Annotated in this window: 20 protein-coding genes; 3 read left to right on the top strand and 17 right to left on the bottom strand. The window is 39.1% G+C overall.

Translation table 11 applies throughout. The features are described from left to right. The first annotated feature begins 239 nt into the window (after positions 1-239). Together VB715_RS02050 and VB715_RS02045 are read left to right on the top strand one after the other, a co-directional pair. Positions 240-1,052, top strand: coding sequence for a DUF2092 domain-containing protein (locus VB715_RS02050; protein WP_323299527.1), 813 nt, complete (start codon positions 240-242; stop codon positions 1,050-1,052). A gap of 16 nt (positions 1,053-1,068) precedes the next feature. Then, positions 1,069-1,839 carry an RNA-binding protein gene (locus VB715_RS02045; protein ID WP_323299526.1) on the top strand — a complete coding sequence of 257 codons (771 nt, stop codon included), beginning with the start codon at positions 1,069-1,071 and terminating at the stop codon, positions 1,837-1,839. A gap of 63 nt (positions 1,840-1,902) precedes the next feature. Here the strand turns inward: VB715_RS02045 and VB715_RS02040 are convergent, their stop codons facing one another. The 11 genes from VB715_RS02040 to VB715_RS01990 all read right to left on the bottom strand — a co-directional run bounded on the left by VB715_RS02040 (position 1,903) and on the right by VB715_RS01990 (position 13,008). Then, the gene (locus VB715_RS02040; protein ID WP_323299525.1) at positions 1,903-2,178 is read right to left on the bottom strand and encodes a hypothetical protein; all 276 of its coding nucleotides are present in this window, start codon (positions 2,176-2,178) and stop codon (positions 1,903-1,905) included. 223 nt (positions 2,179-2,401) lie between these two features. Beyond that, positions 2,402-3,721: a mechanosensitive ion channel family protein gene (locus VB715_RS02035; protein WP_323299732.1), complete on the bottom strand. Its 1,320-nt coding sequence runs from the start codon at positions 3,719-3,721 to the stop codon at positions 2,402-2,404. 8 nt (positions 3,722-3,729) lie between these two features. After that, positions 3,730-5,022 (bottom strand): sugar ABC transporter substrate-binding protein, encoded by a 1,293-nt coding sequence (locus tag VB715_RS02030; RefSeq protein WP_323299524.1) that lies wholly within the window; start codon positions 5,020-5,022, stop codon positions 3,730-3,732. Further along, positions 4,988-6,994: a hypothetical protein gene (locus tag VB715_RS02025; RefSeq protein WP_323299523.1), complete on the bottom strand. Its 2,007-nt coding sequence runs from the start codon at positions 6,992-6,994 to the stop codon at positions 4,988-4,990. Before VB715_RS02025 ends, VB715_RS02030 begins: the two co-directional genes overlap by 35 nt. Before the next feature lie 152 nt (positions 6,995-7,146). Beyond that, positions 7,147-8,490 carry a DUF1254 domain-containing protein gene (locus VB715_RS02020; RefSeq protein ID WP_323299522.1) on the bottom strand — a complete coding sequence of 448 codons (1,344 nt, stop codon included), beginning with the start codon at positions 8,488-8,490 and terminating at the stop codon, positions 7,147-7,149. Positions 8,491-8,726: 236 nt separating this feature from the next. Further along, a complete protein-coding gene (locus tag VB715_RS02015; RefSeq protein WP_323299521.1) occupies positions 8,727-9,275 on the bottom strand; it encodes a type IV pilin-like G/H family protein in 549 nt (182 codons plus the stop codon). 17 nt (positions 9,276-9,292) lie between these two features. Continuing rightward, the gene (locus VB715_RS02010) at positions 9,293-9,712 is read right to left on the bottom strand and encodes a YidH family protein (protein WP_323299520.1); all 420 of its coding nucleotides are present in this window, start codon (positions 9,710-9,712) and stop codon (positions 9,293-9,295) included. Positions 9,713-10,139: 427 nt separating this feature from the next. Then, entirely contained in the window at positions 10,140-10,376 is a 237-nt protein-coding gene (locus VB715_RS02005) for a DUF433 domain-containing protein (RefSeq protein ID WP_323299519.1), read from the bottom strand. Next, complete coding sequence (locus VB715_RS02000) at positions 10,373-10,507, bottom strand: hypothetical protein (protein WP_323289593.1); 135 nt, start codon at positions 10,505-10,507, stop codon at positions 10,373-10,375. The genes VB715_RS02005 and VB715_RS02000 overlap by 4 nt, the downstream gene beginning before the upstream one ends. A 6-nt stretch (positions 10,508-10,513) precedes the next feature. Continuing rightward, positions 10,514-11,374: a sodium dependent transporter gene (locus VB715_RS01995; RefSeq protein WP_323299518.1), complete on the bottom strand. Its 861-nt coding sequence runs from the start codon at positions 11,372-11,374 to the stop codon at positions 10,514-10,516. A gap of 143 nt (positions 11,375-11,517) precedes the next feature. Next, on the bottom strand, positions 11,518-13,008 hold the full coding sequence (locus VB715_RS01990) for an arylsulfatase (protein WP_323299517.1): 1,491 nt from the start codon (positions 13,006-13,008) through the stop codon (positions 11,518-11,520). Positions 13,009-13,346: 338 nt separating this feature from the next. On the opposite strand from VB715_RS01990, the gene VB715_RS01985 reads away from it, so the two are divergent. Further along, positions 13,347-13,640, top strand: coding sequence for a hypothetical protein (locus VB715_RS01985; RefSeq protein ID WP_323299516.1), 294 nt, complete (start codon positions 13,347-13,349; stop codon positions 13,638-13,640). Positions 13,641-13,696: 56 nt separating this feature from the next. Here VB715_RS01985 and VB715_RS01980 read toward each other — a convergent pair whose 3' ends face one another. The 6 genes from VB715_RS01980 to VB715_RS01955 form a co-directional block, all read right to left on the bottom strand. After that, on the bottom strand, positions 13,697-13,936 hold the full coding sequence (locus VB715_RS01980; RefSeq protein ID WP_323299515.1) for a hypothetical protein: 240 nt from the start codon (positions 13,934-13,936) through the stop codon (positions 13,697-13,699). A 52-nt stretch (positions 13,937-13,988) separates the two neighbouring features. Beyond that, positions 13,989-14,363: a hypothetical protein gene (locus VB715_RS01975; protein ID WP_323299514.1), complete on the bottom strand. Its 375-nt coding sequence runs from the start codon at positions 14,361-14,363 to the stop codon at positions 13,989-13,991. Next, on the bottom strand, positions 14,320-14,628 hold the full coding sequence (locus VB715_RS01970) for a MarC family protein (RefSeq protein ID WP_323299513.1): 309 nt from the start codon (positions 14,626-14,628) through the stop codon (positions 14,320-14,322). Before VB715_RS01970 ends, VB715_RS01975 begins: the two co-directional genes overlap by 44 nt. A gap of 82 nt (positions 14,629-14,710) precedes the next feature. Then, positions 14,711-15,196 carry a glycine zipper family protein gene (locus tag VB715_RS01965; RefSeq protein ID WP_323299512.1) on the bottom strand — a complete coding sequence of 162 codons (486 nt, stop codon included), beginning with the start codon at positions 15,194-15,196 and terminating at the stop codon, positions 14,711-14,713. A gap of 256 nt (positions 15,197-15,452) precedes the next feature. Continuing rightward, positions 15,453-15,728 (bottom strand): hypothetical protein, encoded by a 276-nt coding sequence (locus VB715_RS01960; RefSeq protein ID WP_323299511.1) that lies wholly within the window; start codon positions 15,726-15,728, stop codon positions 15,453-15,455. Continuing rightward, positions 15,718-15,993 carry a BrnT family toxin gene (locus tag VB715_RS01955; protein ID WP_323299510.1) on the bottom strand — a complete coding sequence of 92 codons (276 nt, stop codon included), beginning with the start codon at positions 15,991-15,993 and terminating at the stop codon, positions 15,718-15,720. Before VB715_RS01955 ends, VB715_RS01960 begins: the two co-directional genes overlap by 11 nt. Between the last annotated feature and the right edge of the window lie 427 nt (positions 15,994-16,420).

The raw sequence follows: 16,420 nt of genomic DNA, 5'->3' as shown, positions 1-16,420 counted from the left end.
TTCCTAAGATTTAATAATAACAATTTTGAGATGAGTTTAAACAAGATAAAAGCTTACAGTAAAAGTCAACGCTTAATCAATGGCCAAACTCAACTTTATTTTTCTTTATAAAAGTCGCTAAATTAGCTTTTTTGTGCTAGTTTGGAGTGGTTAAGATTGCTTCGTTACCCTAAGCAGTCAAAATTTTGTCTTTCTACTTTTTATAAGTCATTGCTCACTTAAAACAATTATCATCTTAAATGAAGATTTCTTTGAAAAAAGGTTTCCTATTATCCTTAGCCAGTTTAACTTTACTGGGAATTGTGCAACAAACAACGGCACAAACCAAACCAGAAACTGCGCCTAGTGCTGATCAGATGCTGGAACCCCAGGCACTCAAACTCCTCAAGACCATGAGTGAGACATTGGCTGCCGCCCGTTCAATGACCTTTACATCCATTACCACTTACGAAAGTCCTAGTCTCATTGGCCCGCCCCTAGTTTACACAACCATCTCCGAAGTTACCCTGGAACGCCCCAACAAATTACGGGTAATTACCCCAGGGGATGGCCCAGCCAACGAATTCTATTACAACGGTAAGAGTATAACCGCCTACTCTCCAGCAGAGAATCTCGTCGCTACCTCTGAGGCTCCCTCTACCATTGATGCGGCTTTAAAGATGGCCTACGACTCCGCAGCAATTTACTTCCCCTTCACTGATGTGGTGGTCGAAAATCCCTATAAAGACATTGCCGAGGGGTTAAAAATGGCGTTCGTCATCGGGCAATCTCAGGTGATTGGGGGAACAAAAACCGACATGATAGGACTGGTTAACGACAAGATATTTGCTCAGGTTTGGATCGGTGCGGATGATAAACTGCCCCGCATGATTCGCGCTGTTTATCGAGATGATCCCTCAAGACTACGTCATCAGGTAGAGTTTAAAGACTGGCAACTTAACGGTGCGATCGCGGCTGATACTTTTGCCCCGTCAAAGACTCAGGGCGCGTCGTCTATTCCCTTTGCCCGTCCTGAACCTAAACCTTCCCCCAGTCCGACAGATAAGCCCTAGCTAGGAGAATCAGATCATGAAAACTTTAAATATGACAAAAAGCGTAATTATTGCTTCTGCAAGCCTTTTACTCACTGCTTTCTATGTTCAACCCGCTTCAGCCTGGTTTCATGGGGGCGGAGGCGGAGGTTCCTGGAGTCATACAGGGTACCGAGGTGGTAGCGTATCAGGGGGCGATGGTTCCTGGAGTGGTACGGGTTTCCGAGGTGGCACTGCATCCGGTGGCGATGGCTCTTGGAGTGGTACAGGTTTCCGAGGTGGCACTGCATCCGGTGGCGATGGCTCTTGGAGTGGTACAGGTTTCCGAGGCGGCACTGCATCCGGTGGCGATGGCTCTTGGAGTGGTACGGGCTATCGCGGCGGCACAGCATCAGGTGGCGGCGGTTCCTGGAGTGGGACTGGAGCCTATGGAACAACGGTTCATGGGGGGGTAAACACTTATTATGGTGGGGCCTACTCAACCTATCACCCACCTGCTGTCGTGAACAGCTATGGTTCGGGTTGCTATAATTGCGGGGGTTGGGCTGCGGCCGGTGCTGCGGCAGTAGGTGCGGCGGTTGGAGTAGCGGCGGGTGAAGCCAATAGTAATGCAGCCAGCGCAAACGCTTACGCGGCCGGAGTTGCTGCGGGGAGTTCCTATGCGATGGGCGCGATTTATCCGACTCTGCCGACTGGATGTGTCTACACCCCTTCTGGTAGTACAAGCTTTTATGATTGTAATGGAACCTGGTTCAGCCCTGCCTACGGTGCGAACGGAGTCTACTATCGTGTGGTACCTGCTCCCTAAGCTAAAAGGCATTTTAAATGGGTTTTAGCAAGTCAGAAGTATAATTTTACCTGTCATTTGTTATTAGGGAATCTTAATTTCTGCTTCCCCGTCAGGTGGTGGGGTTGGGACATTATCCCCTACCCCTGGGGCGGGAACATCTTCTATTTCAGGAGATTGAGGATTTCTCTGTTGAATGTTAAGCTCTTGCTCTAATTTTTCTTCTTTTTGTTGTTCCGTTAGTTCTTGAGATTGTTCATTTTCTAAGGTTTCAACGTCTTGCTCCATTTCTTGGTTGCCTTGCTCAACAAACTCTTCTGAATCATTATCCCCCATCTGGGCTAACGTTGGAGAAGGCATTAGATGAAAACCTGAAATAATTAGAGAGAATGCAAGAAGACGCATTAAATTTACAGCAATTTTGTTATTCATTGTTTTTTTACGGCAATTGAGAGTAGTTATATTTCAACGGGGAAGTTCATTATATTTGTTATTATCCTATCTCAAATTTCACCATTGCCAAAAACTTAACCAAAATTTATTAATTGTCAACGAAATTATCAATTAATACTTCAGAACTCTACTATGTACCGCTTATATTGCGAATATTAATATCTCTTTGAGGGAACGGAATTTCAATATTATGCTGAGTAAATTGAGTAAGAATCTCACAGCTAATATCGCTAATAACTCGCTTCCTGGTATTAATATCATTGAGCCAAAATTTCAATTCAAAATTTATACTTGAATCTCCAAAATCAATTAAAAAAGCTGAGGGAGAAGGTTCTGTTAGCACTTTTGGATGATTCTTGGCAATTTGTAAAAGAAGATCCATAACTTCTTGAGATTTGGAATCATAACCAACACCAATAGTCACGGAACAATAAACGAGGCGATCGCTTCCTGTATAAGTGGTTACATCAGTAGTAAAAAATGTTTGATTAGGAATAATTTTTTCAGAGTTATCTCCTAACATTCGGACAGTTGTTGCTCGAATTCCCAGACTTTTAACTTCGCTGGTTTGTCCCCCAACACTAATAATATCTCCTGGTTTTAATACTCCTTCAAATAACAATAAAATGCCACTTACAAAATTACTAACAACCTGCTGTAAACCAAAACCAATTCCAACAGATAGACCCCCAGTAACAGCAGCGATCGCTGTCCCATTAACCCCAATATAACCTAAAATTAAAACAATCCCTAATGTAATAAGAAAATAGCGAGCTAATAATAAACTAGCGGAGGCTGATCCCAAATCTAATTGAGGTTTAGAGCGAACAAAATCAAGTAATGAATTTTCCATTAGGGTAATAATAACAACCCAAAAATACAGTCCAGCAATGAGAGTAAAAATAATTTTTAAAGAAATAGGTGTATTAAATAAATTAAATAGAGAGACTTGAGCAAGTTGGGAGAAATCATTATAAAGACTAATAATTGTTCCTAAAATAAAAAGAATTAATAAAGGAGCAAATAGACGACGGTGAAATTGTCTGACGATATTTAAAGGGAAAACTGCATAGAGAGAAACCAAACAAAATTGGTAAACAAAGTAAACCCACATCAAGCGAATAGCGACCAATACAAGTCCTTCTTTCCAATCTTGAATTACAAAAAATGTTTGAATTAGATTAAGTAAACCTAAACTAATAATAGGAAAATCAAGATTAGACAAAAGTGCCGCCAAATATTGTTTTAAAGGAAGTCTTTTATCAGTCCAATTAAAATCTGTTGCTTGAGGAAACTTAATTCTTAAATAACTCCATACTTTGCGAGAAATTAACCAACCAATTATTACACAGGAGGCGATGGTAAAAAATTGATTTTGAACATCAGAACGCTCGAAAAAAAGCAGTTGTCTACCCATTATTTCCTGTGGGGAGGGTAAACGTTCTCCAATAGACATCTTTACTTCCTTTCTTGATAATTTAATTGTGTTTTAATTCTGTAGGTAAGTTCCTTAACAGCTTGAGATGGACTGAGATCTCCCGCGATAGCTTTCTGATACAAAATATCTCCTTGTTCAAAGATTTCCAGAATATTTTCTACAGAATCAGTAGGAATGGCAACGGCGGTTTTCGACTGCTGATGTAACATTGCTTCAATCGGTAATAACTGTTGATTAATACTGACCTTATGGTTCGTGGGAATAAAGGTTAAAGACTGTGTAATTGCTTTTAATTGTTGTTCAGGGTTAGTCATAAATTGTGCCAATTGTAAGGCCAATTCAGTTTCATTAATACTAGCACTACGATTAACCATCATTACCGTAGTATAGAGTAAGGGAGTCGCTCGATGATTGGGTTCTCCAGGCAAGGGAATAACCTGTAAGTCATTTTTTAAAGTTGTTTTTAAATCCCCGATTTCATTAGAATTACAAACATAGTAAGTTAACTTACCTTGAGCAAAAGCATCATGTAGAAGATCTCGATTGCGAATCAAAATAAAATTAGGCTGTGTTTCTGCTTTTTTGAGCCATTTTAGCCACTTTCCCCATCCTTCTAATTCAGGTTTGATTAAACCATCAGCATCAAAGAATTTTCCCCCAAAAATACTCAAACCCCAAAAAGTATCTTCAAAAGTGGAAACCATACCAACAGAATAGCCTTTTCGCGCTCGTATTAGAAGCCCTTCTAACCCAAAAGGCGGTTGAGTTAGGGTTTGATCCTCAGTGCTAGGGAGTGCTTTAAGCTTAGCTTGGTTATAACACAGCGCACGAATCTGAGAAACTAGAGGAATGCCATAAATTTTGTCCTGATAACTAATTTGTGTCACCATTGAAGGCAAAAACTTTGATAAATCTAGGTTTTTTGTGGTAAGAGGTTGAATACTACCTGCTTTGGTCATATTAGGAATCTGTTCTGCAAAATCAATCAATACAGTTGCTCCTAAACCTGCTCTTGATTTTTGGATAAACTGTTGAGAAAGTTTAGTTTGGGGAATGTATTCACTTAGTAGTTGAACATCTGGGTATAATTGTTGAAAATCATCCAGGAGATTCTGAAAAATTATCCCATTTTCTCCTTGAAAGGGATGCCAAATTAACAGTCTTCCTTGGAGAATAGATTGCTGCTCAAGCATAGTTAATTGACAGGCTGTTAATAAGATGAGAAAACAGGGAAGTAACAGACAATAACGAAGAAATCGCCGCCAGAAGTTTTTAGCTTTAAAAATGAAAAGTTGCTGAGAAAAACGGTCCATTAAGATTCTCCTCAAATGCAAATTCACCCTTGTCATTACTATTCCCATAATCAATTTCATAGAAACGATAACCTAATTGTAGTGACATTTGTCGATGAACCCACCAATCAACCCCAAATAATAAATTCCAACTAATATCTGTTTCACCCGCTAGTCCAAATCCTGACGCATCTCCCCGCAACCAAAAAGTAATAGGATCAGATATTTGGATACCGAATTTTCCTCCTAACAGTGGTTCAAACCAGGTTCTATCTTTCTGGAAATTTTGTTGAGTAGTTGATTCGATATTTACTAAGGTACTTGCTATTTTAGTGTTGGTAATGGTTTCAATATCAATACTAATATCATTGAGACGAACTCCGGCAATGGGTTGAAACCAAATTAGGGGAAAATTACGATTAGAAGGTTTATCTGGTAATTCATGACTAGGGAGATCTCCTATATGATAACTAAGGGCAAAATCATAAATTCCTTGATCAAATTGTAAACTTGCTCTAGTGTCTGTATTAAGTTGTTGGGTTGTTTGATTTTCTTGAAATTCTTGAATCTTATTAATTGCTTCAATTTCTTTATCAATTAAAGCTTTCGCATCCTCAATTTTGTTTTCAAGATTTTGTAATTTTTCTTTGTCAACAGTTTCTTTTTCTTTCAGTTTGTTAACTTCTTGACTAAGTTTTTCTAAATTGTCTCTCGTTTGTATGAGTTGCTCTCCCAATTGTCTTGTATCAGTTAGTTTATTTAAGTTTCTAATCTGCTCATTTAATGCTTGTAAATCATCTACTTTAGGTAAGTCTTGAACCTGCAAAGAAATAATTTGTTTTAAGCGTTCAGTGCTAATATTAAATGCCTGTAAAGGCTCAATTCTTAAACCTAATTTTTGTAAATCTTCAACCTTGAGATCTAGTCCCTCTAATTTTTGACGACCTGTGATTAGTGCATCTTGTATATTTTCAAGTTTAACATCTAATACTTCTAATTTTTGACGACCTGTGATTAGTGCATCTTGGAATTCTTGAAGTTTAACTTCTAGTTCTCGAAAGTTTTCTTCTTTTTGTACAAGAGTTGTTTTAAATGTCTGTAATTGTTCTTCTAAATTTTGTAAAGGTTGGCTATTTCGTACTTCTTGAATGTTTTGAGCAACTTGAATTTCTCGATTAAGTACATCAACAACCTCTTGAAGTTTACTATTAACATTTCTATTTAATAAAAAATTTAAAGCATTAATAGGATTAGGAGTTCTTGATCTTTCTATTGAAAGATTTCCAATATCTTGTAAACTAGCAAAATAACCATCAATAATAAAGCCCCAACGACCATTCCAACCCTCAAAACGCCCACTTGCTGTTACTCGTAAAGTATCTAATAATTCTCCCAAAGACAGATGATAACTAACGGTTTTTCCCCTCGCTGAAACAGTCCCATAAGTATTAATAGGAACAGTGGCATAAGGCTGTAATTTAAAGTGCCATCTATTATCATTAACTGGCTTAGTTTCTTCAGTCTCAGGTAAAGTTTGTGATAATTTAGGGGAACTTTCTTGAACAATTACTGATGGTTCAGAAAACTTTTTAAATGCTTCTGTAGTATTCTGTGATTCCCCTAAATCAGCAGCACAATTACTTGTGGGTTCTACTTCAATATTTTGATTATCATCACTAGATATATTAGGCTTAATAGTATTGGTTAAAGGGGTAAAATCAGGACAATAAAAATTTGTTGGCACTTGTTGTAATTGAACGGTTTCATTAACTAACTTTTCTCCTGATATAGAATCAGGACTATTTGGATCTAGTTGAGCAGTCAAACTTGAATTATCTTGAGAGTTTAAAACTGATAAATCCGATAATTTATCAATTTCGGTTTGAGAAGGATTAGCTAATACATTTGGAGACAAAAAAAAAGAAACCCATAATATCAATCCCTGAAATACAATAACTGTAGGGGGAATTTGTGGTAGTCGGTATTGAAGCATAATTTTTGTAATGTTTGATTTTCTAAGTAATTAGGATAACCCAAAAAATTTGTGAGCATGGAAGAATAAAAGAAGAGAATATTTAATTTTTCTATTTCAGTTCACAAGCAGGGAATGGGTAGATCAGGCTACCCACGCGGTTTACTTCCTACTTAGTTGACTATTTCTATGCTGGGTGGTTTCCATGTCCCTTGTCCAACTGGCAAAATAGAAGGGGGTGTTTCCTTAGGCCAATAGAGACGCATCACCAGATAGATTGATCCATCGGGTGCGGGTAGCCAATTAGATTCCTTGTCAGCACCTGGGGAATCCTTCTGAATATACAACGTCAGTGAACCGTCGGCATTCTTTTTCATCGTCGGCAACATGGGAGAGTTGATCAGATAACGATTAATCGGGTTCTTGATCAATAATTGTGTCTTGCCATCATACATGGTCACCGACCAAAAAGCATTGACAGGTGGAAACTGCCCCGCAGGAAAGGTCAGCTTGTATTTGTGCTTGCTCCCATCAAGAATCTCACCATTGGCAAGGGTCTTGGTAATGGGATAGGCCGCTTCCTTCACCTCATTCCCGTAAATTCCGCCCTGGGCCCCAGCAGCCCGTTTCAACCAATCACCATTAAAAAACCCTCGGTTACCAAAAAGATTTAACATTCCCCACCCATTAACGACTTCTTGCCCGTCCTCAAGGTATTGTTTGATCTTGGCTTCCCCTTCTTTCATGCCAAGAACGATTTGGGCTTTATGCTCAGGAGAAAGCTCCTTAAAGTCAAAGGTCTTATGTGGTCCAATGCCGATTTTTGCCAACTTTGCTCGGATTTCCTTTTCTTCTGGCCCAGAAGGTGCAAACTGTAGGGCGAAGTCGAGATATTCAAAGAAATTGGTCTTAGCTAACTCTTTATCAATTTTAGGGAAGTCAATCTTTGGTGCTGATGGGGGTGGCGGTTGCTTAAGATAGGCAGAGAGAGGCTGTACTTGATAACCAGACTGAATTTTGACCACATTTGGCATATCTTCAGGGTTAAAAAGCTGAGTGCGATACCCTACTAATGTAAACTGCGTTGTAGCTCGAAATACCTTCTTAATACCTGGTGGTTTTTCCCCTTTCCAGTCAGGACCCACAACCATGTAATCCCCTGCCTCGTTACCAGTGGCTCGACTGCCTATGTAACCATCAATGAATGTGTTACCGTCTTCAAGCATGACTGAGTAGTAGCGATCTTTCTCAACCCCAGGGACAGATAAAACAATTGGTTCTGCCCGTAGGTCGAGCCAAGCAAAGGAATAGGGCGTATCGCTGTTGGCGGTGATGACAGCGGTGTCTTTGTAGGTAAAGACCCTCGCTTCATTCTTAATCTGGTTGAAAGGGGCTTTAAATTGCCCAGAGTTTTTGTCTACAGCGTATTCGTACATGACAGCATAATTCATCACGATGGGCAAGCCGTAGATAAATCCTGCTTCAGCGATCGCCTTAGTTTCTTCAAGACTGGGCATTTTAATATTCTCCTTTGTGTCAGTTTGTGATACTACCGTCTCAACTGTGGGAACTACAGAAATTGTCTGTGCTAGTACCAAGGAGGTTTGTCCGATTAGGGTACTAGCTAGAAGATAGGCTGTAGGTTTGATAGGATAATTCATCGCTAAATTTTAAGATAATTTGTCCAAAAATATACCATCATTATTACTTAATAAGGTGCATATTTATGACTTTTTGTTTCGACTCTCTCAAATTAAAATGTCACTTTAGAGTCAGGTACTCGAACCGAAAAATCACCGCATTGTAAGGCTAATTTAGTGGGGTTAGCTAAATCTGTTCCTCTGACTAATTGGGGATCAGCCGGACGGATTTGTCCAGGTTTTGTACTTTCACAGATAATGGTAGTAATTTTTGGAGTTTGATTCGGGGTGATAAAAGCTCCTCCTACATAGGCTTTAAGCTGACCAGAAACCTTCGATTGAGCCGGAATAACATAACTGTAGGCTGCTTCTGAAGTTGTCCGAACGGCATAATTAAAGGTAGGAGGTAGGGTCAGATCAAAATCTTTTTTTAGATCGTTAATAGGAGCGCGAAAATTACCATTGTTTTGATAATAAGTGCGCTGCGCTTCTGTCATTTTCGCAACAACTTGTAAGGCAATATTTTGATCTTGATCAGCTTGATCTTCTGCTTGAGTTATTAAACTAAACCCCACTATGCCAGTCCCTAATACCAGGGTATAAATTAGCACTTTTGTCTTAAAAAGTTGAGTCATGTTTTGAATTAGACCTAAATTAATCATACTTCCTCACAATTTCTTTAAAAATTCAGTGATTTAACTATCACTCCAATAAAACTAACTAAACCAATTACTAACAATGCTACCCCAACAATTTCCGCACTGTAAGAAGTTTCGTAGGTATAGCGATCGCTTTCAATTTGTTTAAGTAACTTACGGTGTTCTCTTAACCCTAAAACCATCCCCAACATTCCTGTACCAATAAAAGATAATCCCACAATAACCGAAAATCTTACTGGATCAAGATGACGCTCAAGACGGGTATTTTCAATTGTCCTGACGATGGTAGGAATACCAAAACCAAAACCAATTAATGATAGAGAAGTGCGTATCCAAGCCATTAAGGTGCGATCGGCGGCTGCCCGACTACGATATTTAGCTAGTTCAGTACGATCGGCGGCTAAGTCATTGTTAGAAGGCTGTTTGGGAGTTTGACTCATAATCTATTAGTTTTCCTGGAATAATTTGGCTAATTTGTGCTTATTAGACACCTCCAAAAACCTAGATTTGACGTTATTATTCAACAACAAGTATATTAACATTCGTTTGAGATGGTAACATTATTCCATAGAGTGGACATAAGTAAGAATAGCAATAAAGGTTACCTTCTAAAAGTTTGCCCTCTATTGTAAGTGATCGCTTCGCCCCATCATCGACAAGGTAAGCAATATCCCTCCTCTTGATGGGTTACATTTCATTAATTCACCCTACAAGAGCGATCGCTAAAAAATATCAAGCAAGGATTAATATTGAGTCAGAATTATTGAAAAAAACCTCAATCTGTTCTTTATATCTTGTGATTAATTGCAAGAGAATGTCACGATTACAATAGCTAGTAAACGTGGCAATTTGGGTGATAAATTTTCATCAAACAGTAATTTCATTGGGAATAATCATCAGATGGCGATCGCGGTCAGCAGCAAAAGCGAAACAGGCTTGTATATCTTCTAAGGTTAGATCGGGAAAATCGTCTAAAACTTCCTCAATAGTCATCCCTCCACCCAAATAGTCTAAAACATCATTAACGGTGATCCGAGTATTAACAATACAGGGCTTTCCGCTACGAATGGAGGGGTTAATTGTAATCCGTTGACGATAATTCATCGTTTTTTCCTCAATAAATTAACATAAGAAACTAATTTGCGATCGGCGGCTGCCCGACTACGATATTTAGCTAGTTCAGTACGATCTGAGGCTAAGTCATTGGTAGAAGGCTGTTTGGGAGTTTGACTCATAATCCATTAGTTTTCTTGAGATAATTGAGCTAATTTGCGCTTATGGTAGATTGAGTAGAGAACACCGAAAACAGCCCCCACCATCAAATAAACTACTACCGTCGGCATTACTTGCTTTTCTAGACCATTTAAAATGGCGATAAACAAAGCTAAACCAACATTACGAGCAATACAGGAAATCGCTAAGATAGACCTTTTATCGTCATCTGGACCCCCTAAAGCGTGTCCAATACCCAGAGAGACAATCACCATAATAGCGATCGCCATCAATGGTAATCCCCAAAGTTTAGACAACAAAGGAATTCCCACAATACAGGCTAAAATAATTAATACTAAAAACAGACTATTAGCAATAAAAGTTAAAGGTTGGGCGATCGCTACTGCATATTTAGCCCCAAATTTTTGCAGCAAAAGACCTAAACTAATGGGTAAAAATTGCGCGATAGAAACCTGTTTAGCCACATTTAACATGGTTACTTTGTCGGGTATATTGTCAAATAGAATGGCAAAAATACCTAAAGTCAGAGGGGTAATAACAACCGCAAGTAAAGCCAGAGTTAGCTGAAGACTAGCAGAGTTACGAAATCTGGCCCCCGCCATTTGGCTTCTTTTTGTAGTCAGAGGCGCACCTGGAGAGGCTGCTAACAAGACTAATCCTATGGTTACTCCCAAAGGTAAGTTAAACAGTTTCAGCAGTGCCACAACCACTAGGGGAACTAGCACAACAACTGCTAGAAGCGCGCGAAATAGTAAAGCAGGTTTGCGCCAAAGGGAGAGCATTTTTTCTAAAGACAGATTGATCCCCATGGCTAACATCAGGGAAAAAATTGTAACTTTAACGATTATTACCAATAAAGGATGGTTCATGAGTTAAATGCGAAGATTTGCCTCCAATCATCTTTCATGCTGATTACGAAACAGCCTTGCTTTTTCGTTTGATTAAGAGGAAAAAGTTTCTATCCTTAGCGAATAGTTCCCTTTTCCTTTCTTCTCTCTAGAAAAGGCAACTTTTAACGGCTTCCTGCACCACTTTGCAGTTTCTCTAATACTTGGTCAATCGTGAAACTCGCTGCTTTTTGACGAGGGGGAAATTCAACAAATGTCTGCAAGAAATCTCCCACGACTTTCTGGGCGGGCAAAAATAAATAGATGTGGTCGAGTACCCAATCCCAATAAGTATTAGAAGTGATATCTGCTCGTTCGTAGGGATCAGTGCGGAGGTTAAACAATTTGGGAAAACGCAGAGTAACTAAGGGTTCTTGCCAGATGCGGAGAGTTCCTTGTACTCGTTGCTCCATAAAGATAAATTTCCAGTTATCATAGCGCATTGCCATGAGGTCGCCATCATCAGAAAAGTAGAAAAATTCGACACGGGGACTCTTTTCCACTTCTCCCTTAAAGTAGGGTAAAAGGTTATAGCCATCCAAATGAACTTTAAAGGTTCTTTCCCCTGTTTGATATCCTTTAAGCAGTTTTTCTGTGATATCTGGTTCCCCTGCTGCTGCCAATAAGGTTGGCAACCAGTCCAAATTACTAACAATTTCATTAGATATCGTACCTGGTTTAATTACCCCAGGCCAGCGCACAAAACAGGGAACCCTGAATGCACCTTCCCAGTTAGAATCTTTTTCATTACGAAAGGGAGTCATACCACCATCAGGCCAAGAATTCATGTGAGGGCCATTGTCAGTGCCATAAATAACAATAGTATTATCCGCAATGCCCATATCATCAAGCTTTTGGAGCAAAGCCCCGACAAGTTTATCATGGTCGATCATGACATCATGATATTCTGATTGCCAACGTCCCGACTGCCCTAAACTCTCAGGTTTGGCATGGGTGCGGAAGTGCATATGAGAAGTATTAAACCATAAGAAAAAGGGATTATCTTCTGCTGCTTTGCGGTCTAACCATTCTGAGGTTGCCTCAAAAACCTCATCATCGATGGTTTCCATGCGCTTTTTGGTGAGAGGTCCCGTATCTTCAATACGACCATCGGAATATGAGTGCAAAACACCACGAGGGGCAAAGTGTTCGCGGAAATTGGGGAAATCTTTTTCGGGGGGATAATCTCTTAATTCCGGTTCTTCACAAGCGTTCAGGTGATACAAAAAGCCGAAAAATTCATCAAAACCGTGTTGGGTAGGCAGAAATTTATCCTTATCCCCAAAGTGATTTTTGCCAAATTGACCTGTAGCATAGCCCAAGGGTTTTAATAGTTCTGCTATGGTAGGATCTGCTGCCTGTAGTCCGATATCTGCCCCCGGCATTCCTACCTTGCTCAAGCCAGTACGAAAGACCGATTGCCCCGTCATAAAAGCAGATCGCCCTGCGGTACAACTCTGCTCTCCATAATAGTCCGTAAAGAGCATTCCTTCCTCAGCAATGCGATCAATATTAGGGGTGCGGTAGCCCATCATCCCTTTAGTAAAAATACTCAGGTTAGCAGTTCCAATATCATCGCCCCAAATTACTACAATGTTGGGTTTTTTAGTCGTCATGTTTGAGTTCTCCTTGTTTTGGTTTTCTGTTGAATTTGTCTTCTATCCTTGATTTTTGCTATGTTGTTTGTATTGAACACAGATGTCGAGAGAACCATCGTCATTAAAGCTCAAATTATCCCGATTACCAATAGTATAGTGGTCAAGGAGATGATTATCTAAATTATATCGCCATCAAGCTTTCTAAAAAATCAGCGATCGCACTAAATTTAGTCCTCTTTTGGGCATTTGACCACAAACTTCACCTGTTTGAATATTATAACCGCGATCGCACTAACCCTAAAAATTCCCTATAATGATTCTAAAGCTCAAAGTTTTTTTACTTATCAAAGAAAACCATGACTAAACTGTTACAAAAAGCTTTCCAAGAAGCTCAACAGCTTTCCGAGGATCTTCAAGACGAAATTGCTCAACAACTGTTAGCAGATATTGAGAATGAAATAAAATGGCAGAAAACCTTCGCAAATTCCGATACCAATCTAGATATTCTCCGAAGAATGGCTAAATCAGCATTAATTGAAGACCAAGAAGGGAAAACTGAAGAAAGGCGTATTACACGCACGTTTTCGCACCCTACAAGAGCAGCGATCGCATTAAAAACATCCCAAAAATCAGATGATTACGGTGAATAACAATCAATTTGGTGCGTTACATTTCATTAACGCACCCTACAAAAGTGGCGATCGCACTATTCGGTTAATAAAGATCGTTGTGCTTGAATTATTCGAGAAGCTATTTCCGTGGTTGATTCTTCAAATAGAGGAAATACACTTTCGATGATAACTTTACCTCTCCCATCAGGAAGCAATTCTAGATGGGTTTTGACGTAACCTTCAGTTGTTTCTTGCAGGAAGGTTGATTGGTTGGAAGCTTCAGTGTTGGCAACCATACCCATTTGATCTAAGATTTCTTGAAATCTTCCTTGCATTTTAATTTTCTCCTTGAGTTTCAGTTAATAAATATACCATAAATTTCTTCAATTAGAATCGGTTTTCTTGAACTAGAATCTGAACCTGCATAGCCAGATCTTGAACATAGTTCGGATGAGTAGCTACACCGTATTTATTGCTAAGAAGACAGGCTTTGATAGCAGCGTTTACAATTTGAGTTGCCGTAATATTGCCAAAAGACCATTCTGTGGCGAGAAGTTGGTAGCCTGGAATGCCCTGCGTCTTCAACTGTTCCTGGTAAGCCATCATAGCTAGATCGGCAGGTGAAATATAGGCTGGCACTTCCCCTCCACAACTGGATGGGTTAGCAGCAGGGGTTGATTGTGCGCTAACTATCTGTGGAAAGAAAATGGCTGTCCCATTAAACAGAATGGCAATTAAAGTGAGTAGATAAATATTTTTCAATGTTGATACCGATGCCCAAAAGTAGGATTCCCCCTGCAATGCGAAATGAATTTAAGGTGACACCAAAAAATTCAAGCATCGGCGTTCCTATAAACATGAAAATCAACAACAACGCTAGGACAGTAGCAGAGACAAATAAAGCCACCATTCGTTGAACTTCTTTTCGTTCACGAGCAGTATAGCTAATAAAAATAGGCAACATTCCTAAAGGATTCAAGAGAGCAAATAGGGTGATCGCAAAGTTTCTTAAAAATGACCATTCCATAGGATAAGAACCTGAATTTCACAAAATTATATAGTTTTAACCTTTTGGTGGGCAATGCCCACCTACGTTTATTTATAACCACCTACTTAACCGTATAACCCCGTCCCTCCATACAAGCAGTCCAGGCGCGATAATAGGTTTGTAGTTTTTGCTGCTCCTGGGCTGCCGCTTGGTTAGTGGCTTGAGTCGCCTGTTGTTGTTCTTCTCGTCTTTTGAACAACCCCCTTAATGCTCCAACACCAGCACCGATCGCCGCTCCTTCCCCCACATCACCGCCAATTGCACCGCCAACAACTCCTAAGAGAGAATCTTTTGCTGTTGTCCTGAGAACTGTTCCCTGTTGGGAAGATTGGGCTGTGGTTTGGGGGGATAATTGACTGGGATCGACTCCTGTTTGCTGTTTTGCCCAGGAATAACAGGCATAATGATCCTGTTGTTGTTGTTCGGGTGTTTGTTCTTTGGTGGGGTAAGCAAAGGGTTCGGGAGGGAGAGATTGAGCAAGTGTTAAGTCAGTAAACAAAACAGAACTAACAAGCGTTAAACTCAGCCCTTTAATAATGCGTTTCATAAGATACTTTCTTGAGGATTATTGTGGATAAAAATAGTTTTGAAGAGAGCGAAAGATATCTATTAAAAACAACAAATCACCTTTCTCTCAAATTAAAACAAGAACTTTTCAAGCCTTAACGACTGGCAATACTCTTTAAAAGTTCCTCGATCAACTTGATCAACCGTAAAAATATAGCGCGATGCTAATAAATTTGTTTACGCTGATTCTCAGATCAGAAGTGATTGCTGATTTTTTAATCAACCCAGCCTACTAGCTATTGTTGAGGAATTAATTTAATTAAACTTCTTAAAGTAGCATTAACAGATTCCGAATTAGGAAAATATTTTTTGACATCAGGATCAAGAATGATTACATCATTTTGCGATGGAAAATGTTCGATAGTTTTTGTGCCATCTTCATAATGGATAGTAACACTATGACCTTCTCGATACTGTTGATAATATTTGCCGCGAACAGGATTTTTAAGTTGACTTAAATCATATTCTTCTCGTAAATTATCTTCTAATTCATCTTGGATTTTATCGTTCATAATATCTCTTTTCTTTTGGTGTAACTAATCTTGCACTAATTAAACGAATCTTGTTATTTCGATCTGTATAAGAAACAAATAGAAATTTACCTTGATCTGATAAACCTATTATAAGATAGCGATTCTCCCCTGTAGAATGGTCAGGATCATCGAAATTTATAGATAAGGGATCATCAAATACTGTGGATGCTTCTTCAAAAGAAATACCATGTTTTGTTTGATTTGCTTTAGCTTTCTTGTCATCCCATTCAAACTCTAGTTTCAAGTCATTTTCACTTGGCGAGATTTAACCACCATACATTCTAGCATAAAACATTCCCTTCTCAAGCGTAAATTAGCTGAGAAGAAATCCAAGAAAGCTTAATTATTTGCCATTAAATTAATTTAATTAATCAGGACGTGGTGCCAATTCATGTCCTGGTATTATGCTTTATCCATCAGTTCTTGTAGGGTGGGCCAAGGGATATGATACCAAATCCTGTTTTGAAAAACTGATTATTGAAAATCCTTCAACCCTTGTAGAGACGTTGCTTGCAACGTCTCTACCTCTACGTTAATAGTCTAACCCACATTCCGCACTTCAAAAAAGTAACATAACAGTAGTATGAAATCAGGGGCTAATAGAGATGACTATTAGATTCAAAATTAGTAATTTTTTTAAATACATTGTAGATGGCAAAATGTGCATTTTA

Source organism: Crocosphaera sp. UHCC 0190 (genome assembly GCF_034932065.1).
GTDB lineage: Bacteria > Cyanobacteriota > Cyanobacteriia > Cyanobacteriales > Microcystaceae > UHCC-0190.
This window is presented reverse-complemented; position numbering and strand designations above follow the sequence as displayed.

What these genes read in the sequence shown, in the direction of transcription:
- VB715_RS02050 (WP_323299527.1), top strand. Translation starts at nt 240, where the DNA reads ATGAAGATTTCTTTGAAAAAAGGTTTCCTATTATCCTTAGCCAGTTTA.
- VB715_RS02045 (WP_323299526.1), top strand. Translation starts at nt 1,069, where the DNA reads ATGAAAACTTTAAATATGACAAAAAGCGTAATTATTGCTTCTGCAAGC.
- VB715_RS02040 (WP_323299525.1), bottom strand. Translation starts at nt 2,178, where the DNA reads ATGCCTTCTCCAACGTTAGCCCAGATGGGGGATAATGATTCAGAAGAG.
- VB715_RS02030 (WP_323299524.1), bottom strand. Translation starts at nt 5,022, where the DNA reads ATGGACCGTTTTTCTCAGCAACTTTTCATTTTTAAAGCTAAAAACTTC.
- VB715_RS02025 (WP_323299523.1), bottom strand. Translation starts at nt 6,994, where the DNA reads ATGCTTCAATACCGACTACCACAAATTCCCCCTACAGTTATTGTATTT.
- VB715_RS02020 (WP_323299522.1), bottom strand. Translation starts at nt 8,490, where the DNA reads ATGCCCAGTCTTGAAGAAACTAAGGCGATCGCTGAAGCAGGATTTATC.
- VB715_RS02015 (WP_323299521.1), bottom strand. Translation starts at nt 9,275, where the DNA reads ATGATTAATTTAGGTCTAATTCAAAACATGACTCAACTTTTTAAGACA.
- VB715_RS02010 (WP_323299520.1), bottom strand. Translation starts at nt 9,712, where the DNA reads ATGAGTCAAACTCCCAAACAGCCTTCTAACAATGACTTAGCCGCCGAT.
- VB715_RS02005 (WP_323299519.1), bottom strand. Translation starts at nt 10,376, where the DNA reads ATGAATTATCGTCAACGGATTACAATTAACCCCTCCATTCGTAGCGGA.
- VB715_RS02000 (WP_323289593.1), bottom strand. Translation starts at nt 10,507, where the DNA reads ATGAGTCAAACTCCCAAACAGCCTTCTACCAATGACTTAGCCTCAGAT.
- VB715_RS01995 (WP_323299518.1), bottom strand. Translation starts at nt 11,374, where the DNA reads ATGAACCATCCTTTATTGGTAATAATCGTTAAAGTTACAATTTTTTCC.
- VB715_RS01990 (WP_323299517.1), bottom strand. Translation starts at nt 13,008, where the DNA reads ATGACGACTAAAAAACCCAACATTGTAGTAATTTGGGGCGATGATATT.
- VB715_RS01985 (WP_323299516.1), top strand. Translation starts at nt 13,347, where the DNA reads ATGACTAAACTGTTACAAAAAGCTTTCCAAGAAGCTCAACAGCTTTCC.
- VB715_RS01980 (WP_323299515.1), bottom strand. Translation starts at nt 13,936, where the DNA reads ATGCAAGGAAGATTTCAAGAAATCTTAGATCAAATGGGTATGGTTGCC.
- VB715_RS01970 (WP_323299513.1), bottom strand. Translation starts at nt 14,628, where the DNA reads ATGGAATGGTCATTTTTAAGAAACTTTGCGATCACCCTATTTGCTCTC.
- VB715_RS01965 (WP_323299512.1), bottom strand. Translation starts at nt 15,196, where the DNA reads ATGAAACGCATTATTAAAGGGCTGAGTTTAACGCTTGTTAGTTCTGTT.
- VB715_RS01960 (WP_323299511.1), bottom strand. Translation starts at nt 15,728, where the DNA reads ATGAACGATAAAATCCAAGATGAATTAGAAGATAATTTACGAGAAGAA.